We start from the raw sequence: 10,297 nt of genomic DNA, 5'->3' as shown, positions 1-10,297 counted from the left end.
TGTCTTTAACTAGGGTGTCTACGAGAATCTGACTAGTGTTATAGCCCTTCTCCGCAAAGTAAGTAGGATGCTTGGTTTCGGGATAGATGCCGATTTTCTTGCCCGTCTCGGTTTCGGTTTTTTTGACCAAGGCGATGATTTCGTCTAAGGTAGGGATTTCATAGACCCCATCAAAAGTACGATCGCGGAAAGATAACCGCTCGACCGCTCGCAGTGTCTTGATTTCCGCTAACGTAAAGTCTTCCGCAAACCAGCCAGTAGTCGAAACACCATCGACAATTTTGGTAGTTTTGCGACTGGCAAATTCTGGATGGTTGGAAACGTCGGTAGTGTCGGTGATATCTGGCTCGTGACGGGCAATTAATACGCCATCTTTAGTCGTGACCAAGTCTGGTTCGATATAGTCAGCACCGCGCTCGATCGCCAGTTGATAGGAGGCGATCGTATGTTCGGGACGCTCTCCAGATGCCCCGCGATGGCCGATGACGATCGGGGCTTTGCCGCTGAGGGTATTGAATGTGTTGTAATTAGGCGTGGCAATTGGAGCTTCTAAGAGTTTGCCCGTAGCATCGAAGTGGAGGGTATAAGGGCCAAATTCATCGCCGATCCAAATCGAACCATCGGCGGCAATATTGAAAGATTCGATATCAAAATCTGCGCCGGTTAATAACCGTTGGCGTAGCCTCTCCTCTGGAGAATCGGTCGTATTATTATTGACGATCGCAAATCCCGCTTTTTTGTCAGGGTCGGATAATTGAATAAAGTCACCAATTTTCACCGTCCCGTCGCCACCCAAACCTTGAAAGCTGGGATTAGCTTTGTAAATCCGCAACAAGAAGTCCGAACTATTTGATTTAGCACCATAGCCATTATCGGCCATGAACCAGTAATTGCCACTGTCGGCAAATTGCACCGCGCTAAAACCTTGCACTGGTTGGCTGGAGAAGGGAGTTGTGCGACCGTTGGTAGTGCCGGTAATCGATGCACCAGATGCTGGCCCCGACGCAAAAGTATCAGCAGGTAGTGACGCGTAACCTTTTAATGAAGTCATAGTCAGTTGGGTGTGTTTTCTATGAGGATGATGAGGAATCTGCTAATAACGACACGATCGGGGTTTGGGAATGCTGTTGCCAACTTTGATGTCGCGATCGATAGCCCGATCGATCGCGACAAGTGACAATAAAATTTAGTATTTTTATGACTGCTTTCACTTCGCTAGTCGCGATCGGCACTGATTTTTTATGGCAATAATTGCAGCATCACTATACCAGGCACAGATTAAGAATTAGTTATTTCAACGTGCTGCTTTTTACAGAATATCGAATTGTTTTATTTGAAAAAATATGATAATTGACACCGATCGGGCAAGATTTTATCGATCGGAAATAGCTGACTAGAAATCTGGCGATCGAGAGTCATGGTTGACGATAGCAATCCTATTCGATTTGCAAGAATATTGTAGAGGGCGCGGCGATCGAGAAGCTTAGCGCACCATAGGGAATAGCTCGATCCAATAAATCTCCCGAATTATTTAGGATTGCTCTTGCGATCGATAGCTGCGATCGCCGATCGAACATTGAGGATCGATCGGTGGGATTCGATCGCGACGCCATCCTTAGTCAAAGCCGGATTAATAACATCGCACGCTGTGGAATTAAGCTGCACCAACACTTCGATCGATACTAAAGCATTCAGCAGCGTGGAAAAAATCGTCGTTATTGTGTTGTGTATTCAGACACTTTTAATCGATTCTTAACCGCTTAATCATAGGGACTTAACAATGGGCAACTCTAATATAAAGGTTGGCATTATTACAGATATCTCTAGGTGTTGCTAGTGCTACATCTTCAGGTGCAATCCTCCACAAAAACATCGGATTTGGGTAATTGATATTTTAGTAGCTGTCTGCGATCGAGTGTAGGCAGAGTATTCGTTCGGTAAGTTTATGAGTTCGACTGCAAATCATCTCCACCAAACATAGGCAGGTTATCTACAATGGCTAAGAATACGATTATCATGATTGGCGATGGGATGGGCTGGGAAATGACCCGCGCCGCTGCTATCTACAAGCAAATCCAAGAAGGTAAAACTGGTACTAGCCTCAGCGATTACTATACCGCTGGCAAAGGTACGGGGCTGAACATGCAAACGTTGACGGGTTATACCCTGGCAACGACTTACGGCACAACAGTACCAAACAGTTCGGGGGTTTATAATACGGGTCAAGCCGCGATCGCCGATAGTAAGGGCGTTGTTGGTAACACGGGACTGACGACGACTACCAATGTTACCTATTCAGACATTACTGGCTTTGATTTCAACACCACTTTCAACCCTGGTACCACCCCAACTGGTGGCGCAAAAGTTAGCGATGGAGTAGTTGGTAACTTAGTCGGTTACGATCCGGTCAAAGGTGGTGCCACTCCGTGGACTACGGGTACCGATAAAGAATATATCAAGTACAGCTATCCTGACTCGGCTAATACCGCGACGACGCTCTATTCTGGCGTTAAAACTTATAACGGTGCGGTCGGTGTAGATATCTTTGAAAATCCGGTCGAGAGCGTCTTATCAAAAGCCGCTCAGGTAGGCAAATCGACTGGTCTAGTCACTTCCGTCCCGATCGACCACGCCACCCCCGCTGCTGCCGCTGCTAACGTCAATAACCGCAACAAATTTGACAACGGTTATGACGATACCGCGCTCGATAGCATTCTCCAGCAAGAACTCCGCGTTTATCAACCGACAGTCTTATTAGGTGGTGGGCACCCCCTGTCCTCGACGGGAAATGTCTTACCCAGTGGTGTAGAGCCAAGAGACAATACCTATATCAAAGAATCCACCTACCAAGAACTCAGCAAAAATCCGACCAGCAATATTTACGACTATACTTTCGTAGAGCGCGGGACAGATGCAGCGAGTAAACTTGCCAGTACTGCGGCCACGATCGATCCCGAAAAAGGCGATCGACTTTTGGGTTTGTATGGCGCGCGCGGTCAAGATGGTAACTTACCAGTTAGCTCTGCCAATGGTGACTACAGCACTACGGGTTTGGCAATGTTCACCGTCAACTCCACCAAAGGATTGAACCCCGACACCGTTCGCCCCTTAAAAGCGGGTGAGACTGATGCTTCATTTATCGCAACCGAGCGCAACCAAAACCCCACCCTCGACGATTTAACTAAAGCGGCACTCACCGTTTTGGGTAAAGATCCCGATGGGATGTGGCTGATGGTTGAAGGTGGCGATATTGACTGGGCTGCTCATGACAATAACATCGACAATCTCATCGGTGCGACTTTGGATTTCGATAAGGCTGTTGGATCGGTCATCGATTGGATTAATAAAAACGGCGGTTGGGCGGATAACGAACTGATCGTCACTGCCGACCACGACCATTATCTGACTCTCAATGGCGACTTCCCCACATTAGTCCAGAAAAATGCTAGCAATGGCATCAGCGCACTGACTGACAACGATACGATCGCTGGCTCCGGTCAAGAGTGGGGATCTAGCACTACCGATAAATATGACTGGGGCAATCACAGCAACCGCCCCGTTCCCGTTTATTACCAAGGGCCAGAATCCTCGCTGTTGACAGCTTCGATCGGGACTGGCTATGAAGCATACGGTAAAGAGGTCAAGGGCATTCCTGGTTTAATCGACCAAGTAGATATCGCCCAAACGATGTTTGCCTCGGTTGCGGAAACCAGCCAGCAAAATCTGGTATCGGGAACTCCTGGTAGCGACACCGAAATCGCCAAGGTCGGCGGCACGATCGATGGCGTCCAGGATACGATCTATACGGGCGACGGTAATGACACGATCGATCTCGCTTTTAATACCAATGGCCGGAATAACACGGTAGATGCTGGTAAAGGTGATGACACGATTTTTGTCAGCCGCAATGACACCGTATTTGGCGGTGAAGGTAACGATACCTTCTATGCGATCGATAGCAAAGGCGAAAACCGGATGTCTGGCGGTGCTGGCAATGATACCTTCTATCTGGGCAGCAACGATCTCGCCCTCGGTGGCGATGGTAACGATAAATTCTACGCTGGTAGCGGCGGTGGTAACACCCTCTCTGGCGGTGCTGGTGCCGACCAGTTCTGGATTGCGACTGGCTCGCTACCGAGTTCTGCCAATACGATTACTGATTTCCAAATCGGTACTGACGTCATTGGTGTCTCTGGATCTAAGAGCTTGGGCATTAGCAGCAGCACGCTGAAATTAAATCAAACAAGTGCGGATACATCGATTAACTTTGGCACCCAAACCTTGGCAGTCCTGACGGGTATTCAGGCTAACAGCTTGAGTACTAGCAATTCCAGTCAGTTTGTCTTTAGCTAATTGCGAATCGATCGACAGATAAAGTGCCAGCAATAGATCCAGGGTACCCACGAGCGGGTACCCTCTTTTATTGGTGCAAACTTCTCGATCGAGAAGTTCTCCCTTTGTTGTAGGAAGCTCGAATTGCAAATATATTAAAAGTGGTGATTTAAGGGCACCGACCTCATACTTCAATTGTGACAATCGCTCTATCGATCGTTTAGAATTGGATTTAAAGAGATTAACCAGACGTTAATATCGGCATAACCCGGTACCGAGCAATTACTGAGATAATCAGTACAGAGTGCTACTGAGTTGGCCTTCACACAAAAGCATCATCATGAAGATAACTGCAAACTTGTTAGATCCCAGCATGGCGACTTCCACTTTACCTCCAACCGATCGACCTGCACCACCACAACTAGAAACCGACCTTGACACACCACTGAAGCGATTGTGTAAAAACGCGATGTCGGGTGAGGAGGCGATCGCGCTATTGCAGAAATTTTGGATGCTGCCGCAATTGCAGCGAGAACTGATCCTAGATGCGGAGCTAGCTAACGTTAATTGCACTCAAGAAGAAATTTTTGGTGCCTACAAAATTTTCTATCAACAGTATCAGATTAATTCCGATGCCGATCGCGATAATTGGTTAATTCGCAATAAATGTACGCTAGCGCAATTAGAACATTCAGTGCTCCGTACCCTCAAGCTCGATCGCTTCAAACAAATGACGTTTGGGCATAAAGTTGAATCGTACTTTTTGCAGCGCAAAAACAAACTCGATCGGGCGATTTATTCATTATTACGTGTTAAAGATCCCCATTTAGCTCAAGAACTATTTTTTCGGATTCAGGATGGGGAAGCTACGTTTGCCGAACTTGTGAAGCAGTATTCCGGTGGCAAAGAAGCTGATGTCGGTGGCGTAGTCGGCCCTCACGAGCTATCGGTACCCCACCCAGTTTTGGCCCAAAAGCTCAGCTCGCTTCAGCCAGGAGAATTGGCACCACCACTGCAAGTGGCTGACTGGTTTGCGATCGTCAGACTCGAAAAATTTATTCCCGCTCAACTAGATAAAGTCACTCAGACGCGATTGATTGATGAGTTGTACGAGCAATGGCTTCAGTCTCGTTTGCATGAATTAAGTATCGACACATAAATGGGGCGATCTGCGCTAAATCCCGATCTTTAATGCTTGCATCAAACAACAGATTTTTAAAGAGCGAAGCTTGGTAACGAGAAAAAATAACGATCGATTACGTCTCAGGTTTGCACCGCATTCTCCCGCTCGATCGGTTGCAGCAGATCCCTATAAATTTAAACTTTAACATCGTCATGACCTATACGCCGCTCGCCCCAGAAGCTTTTCTGGCTCAAATCGAACCCTTTAGTCAGCTTTCCAAACAGACCCAATCCCAGCTGGCCAAAATCGCGCAGTATTATCGCTATCATGTCGGTCAACCGATTGCCCTGCGAGATCGACTTTCAGCCCAGGTAAATATCGTCGTCGAGGGTACTGTCCGCCTGCTGGGGTACCCGTCCGAGCATACATCTCCAGTGACGCTCGAACGCCTGGAAGCGGGGAGTACGATCGGCGCGATCGGGATGATTCGCGGTCTACCCTGCGAGTCGGCGATCGCCTCGACTGAGACAATTTGTCTGACGATTCCCGCCGAATCATTCATGCGGCTGGTCGCCAAAGAACCGATTCTCAGAGATCATTTTTTCAATCGACCGAGGGCGATCGAAATCTTTGAAGTATTGCGGCTGCAACTAGAACAACATCCCAATCAAGAACAATTACTCGAATTATTAGAGGTTGATTCCCTCAAAAAGTTGGCACTCAAAGCCGCTGATTCGGCAGTGGTTTACACCTCCCCCGCCGAGATTCCTGCCGCCCAGAGCAATTGGGATTGGTTTGTGGCTAGTCAGGATTCAGAACCAGGCGACGAGAGACTTTACAAGATCGGAGATCGCGTCGATTTAGAGATCGTCCCGGCGAGAACCAAACTCCGACTGCTGGGGATTTCTCCCAAAATTTTACAAGTTCCCACCGCTCAAGAGCAGCTCGATCGCACGATCGATATCGAAGCGGATACCGTCTTCTCTACTCCTAGCGAACTGGCTGTGGCGCAACCGCCATCGATTCCCTACGCGCCCGATTTGCCGCTAGCACTCAACACGGCTACCAAATCGCGCCAAAAATATCAAATCGTCCGGGGTAAAGGTCAGGTCGATGGCAGTGTCGCCTGTTTTGAAATGCTCGCCAACCAGTTCAAAATGCCCTTCAGACGCGATTCCGTTCGCAAGGTGATTGCCAATCATGTCGAGCAATCTGGGGGGGTGTCGCTCCAATTTTGCGGGGCTGTGGCAGACTTTTTAGGACTTCAGGGTCAACTCGCCTCAATTCCGATCTCCGATCTCCAGCGGATTCAGGTGCCCGCATTGATTAAGTGGGAAGACCGCTTGGCGGTCGTTTGTGCGGTTTCTCATCAGTCAGTGACGATCGCTTTACCCGATAGTGGCTTAATTAAGCGATCGCCCCAAGAATTACTCCTCAACCAGGAATCGAAACCGGATGCTCCCGCTCCGGATCTGATTTCGATTCTCTTAGTTCAGACTACCCAGTATACCCCCGAACAAAAGTTTGGCATCGGCTGGTTTTGGCCGGCAATGGTGCAGTATAAGGGAGTATTGATCGAGGTTTTAATTGCCTCTTTTTTCATTCAACTCTTCGGGCTGGCGAATCCGCTGATTACGCAGACAATTATCGATCGAGTAGTGCTGCAAAATAGTGCCACCGCTCTCAACGTGTTTGGCGTGCTGCTGATTGGCGTAGCCATCGGCGAAGCATTATTGACCAGTCTGCGTACATTTCTCTTTGTCGATACTACCAATCGGATCGATTTGGCTTTGGGTTCGCAAATTATCGATCGCTTACTCAGATTGCCCTTGCGGTACTTCGAGCGTCGCTCTGTAGGGGAACTATCGACCCGCATCAACGAACTCGAAAATATCCGCCAGTTTTTGACCGGCACCGCCTTAACCGTCGTCCTCGATTCGGTCTTTTCGGTGGTCTACATCATCGTGATGTTAATTTATAGCTGGCAGTTGACGCTAGTCGCCTTGGCAACTTTACCATTGTGCATCCTGATTACCACCTTGGTATCGCCGATCGCCCGCAAACAGCTTCGCACTAAAGCCGAACGCAATGCTCGATCGCAGTCGCACCTAGTCGAAGTCATCGCTGGCATCCAAACTGTCAAGGCTCAAAACGTCGAATTGCGATCGCGGTGGAAATGGCAAGAACGCTATACGCAGTACGTAATGGCGGGATTCCAAACCGTGAAGACTTTTACCACCGCCAATTCGGCTACCACCTTTCTCAATCAGCTCTCTAGTCTGTTAGTACTGTGGGTGGGTGCTTATTTAGTCTTAGATGGCAAACTCACCTTAGGACAACTGATCGCATTCCGGATTATTTCCGGCTACGTCACCAGCCCCCTGCTACGGTTGACCCAACTGTGGCAAAACTTTCAGGAGACAGCAATTTCCCTCGAACGGATCGCCGATATTCTGGATACACCGATGGAATCCACCGAGATCGATCGCGGCAATATCCCGATGCCAACGATTTGCGGTAAGGTCAAATTCGATAACGTTTCCTTCCGGTTTGCCCCCAGTGGCCCTCTCAATTTAGATGGCGTCAGTTTAGAATTTGCGGCGGGTCAATTTATTGGGGTGGTCGGTCAAAGCGGCTCCGGTAAGAGTACGCTGATGAAACTATTACCGCGCTTGTATCCGCTCGAATCCGGTCGGATCTCGATCGATGATTATGATATCGCCAAGGTCGAACTCTATTCCCTGCGCCAGCAAATCGGCATCGTCCCCCAAGATACCCTGCTATTTGAAGGTAGCGTCCAGGAAAATATCGCCCTCAATTATCCCGATGCGACTACCGACCAGATTATTGAGGCTGCGAGAATTGCCTACGCTCATGACTTTATCATGCAGCTCCCGAATGGCTATAACTCGCAAGTCGGCGAACGCGGCTCCAGCTTGTCAGGCGGACAACGCCAACGGATTGCGATCGCGCGGACGATCCTCCAAAACCCTCGCTTATTAATCTTGGACGAGGCAACTAGTGCCCTCGATTATGAATCCGAGCGACAAGTGTGTACGAATATCGCTGCGGCATTAGCAGACAGAACGGTGTTCTTTATCACCCATCGCCTGACTACCATCCGCAATGCCGATACGATCTTGATGATGGATCGCGGACTTGTCGCCGAACAGGGGACTCATGACGAGCTGATGGCTCTCAAAGGTCGCTATTACTGCTTGTATCAACAACAAGACTCTCAACTCTAAATTCGATCGATGTAGATTGATATCGATCGGCACATCGGCTAAGACACAAACCCGACTTTTTGGAAAAGTCGGGTTTGTAACCGCACTAGTATCGATCGCTTGTCGGTCGCTTAGTGCTAGCTCAATTTACCACCACAACGTTTGCAAAAATTGGCATCGAAATCGTGGCTAGCTAGTTGACACTTAGGGCACACCGAACTGAGCTTGTTCGCACTTTTAGCAACTTGTTTGATGAGATCGCCTAATTGCCAAGGAATCAGCGCGATCCCAGACAGAATCATTAATACTGTCATCAGTTTTCCAGCATCAGATGTCGGCGTAATATCGCCAAATCCGACAGTCGTCATGGTCGCAACGGCAAAATAAACGGCATCAAAAAAAGTAGCAAATTTGGGATTTACGGGATGCTCGACTTGATAAATCAAGCCTGAGTAGATAAAGATAATCGAAAAGATCGTAAATAAAATGCGAGTGACGATCGAGCTATCCTCGCGATCGAGATTACCAAGCAGAGCTTTACCTTCGATAAATCTTAACAGCCGCAAAATCCGAAACCAGCGCAAAATCCGAATGAAACTGACATCGGTAATCCCTGTCAATACTGGCAAAATTGCAATCAGATCGATCGTCGAGTAAAAGCTAAATAGATACTTTAATTTATCTGGGGCGGCAATCAACCGCAGGAGATATTCGATCGCAAAAATTGTCAGGATAATTAGATCGATCCGACTGAGTAGCGATCGCAGATCCGGCGCAAGTGGATATGTTTCGGCAACGAAAATACCCGTTGAAGCGAGAACTAAACCTGTAATCGCTAAATTGACAATACGACCGACCGGATGTTCGAGATCTTCGAGGTAGAGCGAGATTTTGTCTGCAAGAATCATAGTGAAATTTCAGGATGCAGGATGTTAAATTGGTTGAGAGTCGATCGACACAAGTATGCTCGGCAGTAAAAATAAACTCGTTATAATAATAGCTAGCTGGAGTAGTCGCTGTGACTACCGATCGAGATTAAGTGCAAATAACCATTACCCAACTTGCGAACGATTATGGCTAAATGGGATGCAGGCAGGTTTTTAAATACCGTTAGCTATTTTGAAGCAATTCCGGTCGTCAGCGATGTCCAACGCTGGTTGACGGGTAGAACTAATCATCAAGCTACTACTGATGGAGGGAGAACTGTGGGTACGATTTTGGTAGTAGGCGCGATGAGCGAAATCGGCCAATTAGTCATCGAGCAATTAGTCAAAAGCGGTTATAAAGTCAGAGCCGCGATCGCCGATCTGAGCATGACACCGTTTAGCGTACCGGCAAATGTAGAGTTTGTGCGTGTCGAACTTGACGATAGTAGTACGGGTAATAATAGCTTTACCGATCGAGTCATGCAAGGGGTGCGATCGATTATTGTCTGTCCGGAAGCGGGATCTGCGCTAGCTGCTAACACTTTAGACAATTTGACGATGGCGGCGATTACCTATTTACCTACAGATAATCAATTAGAACTGTTTGATTTTACCCACCCGACGATCGATCTTCAGGCGACTTGGGGCGCAGTGGACGACGTGGTGATGGGTGGGGTGAGTGAGAGCGG

General features: G+C 48.2%; 7 protein-coding genes and 1 pseudogene. 4 read left to right on the top strand and 4 right to left on the bottom strand.

All coding sequences use genetic code 11. From position 1 onward, the window contains the following. The 3 genes from RMO84_RS16605 to RMO84_RS16595 all read right to left on the bottom strand — a co-directional run. Window positions 1-1,057, bottom strand: a 1,057-nt coding sequence (locus RMO84_RS16605) for a glycerophosphodiester phosphodiesterase family protein (protein WP_396135885.1), incomplete at its 3' end; no start/stop codon positions are given. A 13-nt stretch (window positions 1,058-1,070) separates the two neighbouring features. Further along, window positions 1,071-1,211, bottom strand: coding sequence for a hypothetical protein (locus RMO84_RS16600; protein ID WP_310489545.1), 141 nt, complete (start codon window positions 1,209-1,211; stop codon window positions 1,071-1,073). 316 nt (window positions 1,212-1,527) lie between these two features. After that, a complete protein-coding gene (locus tag RMO84_RS16595) occupies window positions 1,528-1,665 on the bottom strand; it encodes a hypothetical protein (protein WP_310489544.1) in 138 nt (45 codons plus the stop codon). Between the two features lie 330 nt (window positions 1,666-1,995). Between RMO84_RS16595 and RMO84_RS16590 the strand changes: the two genes are divergently transcribed. From RMO84_RS16590 to RMO84_RS16580, 3 genes are all read left to right on the top strand, one after another. Then, a complete protein-coding gene (locus RMO84_RS16590) occupies window positions 1,996-4,353 on the top strand; it encodes an alkaline phosphatase (RefSeq protein ID WP_310489543.1) in 2,358 nt (785 codons plus the stop codon). Between the two features lie 319 nt (window positions 4,354-4,672). Further along, window positions 4,673-5,491, top strand: a complete 819-nt coding sequence (locus RMO84_RS16585) for a peptidylprolyl isomerase (RefSeq protein WP_310489542.1) — start codon at window positions 4,673-4,675, stop codon at window positions 5,489-5,491. Between the two features lie 176 nt (window positions 5,492-5,667). Beyond that, window positions 5,668-8,703: a peptidase domain-containing ABC transporter gene (locus RMO84_RS16580; RefSeq protein ID WP_310489541.1), complete on the top strand. Its 3,036-nt coding sequence runs from the start codon at window positions 5,668-5,670 to the stop codon at window positions 8,701-8,703. Window positions 8,704-8,819: 116 nt separating this feature from the next. On the opposite strand, the gene RMO84_RS16575 is transcribed toward RMO84_RS16580, so the two are convergent. Further along, the gene (locus tag RMO84_RS16575; RefSeq protein ID WP_310489540.1) at window positions 8,820-9,590 is read right to left on the bottom strand and encodes an ion transporter; all 771 of its coding nucleotides are present in this window, start codon (window positions 9,588-9,590) and stop codon (window positions 8,820-8,822) included. Window positions 9,591-9,755: 165 nt separating this feature from the next. On the opposite strand from RMO84_RS16575, the pseudogene RMO84_RS16570 reads away from it, so the two are divergent. Further along, window positions 9,756-10,297 (top strand): annotated as a pseudogene (locus tag RMO84_RS16570) (hypothetical protein); the annotation flags it as partial.

Source organism: Chamaesiphon sp. VAR_69_metabat_338 (assembly GCF_031423935.1).
GTDB lineage: Bacteria > Cyanobacteriota > Cyanobacteriia > Cyanobacteriales > Chamaesiphonaceae > Chamaesiphon.
Note: the sequence above shows the minus strand (reverse complement) of the source record. Positions and strands in the feature narration are given on the sequence as shown.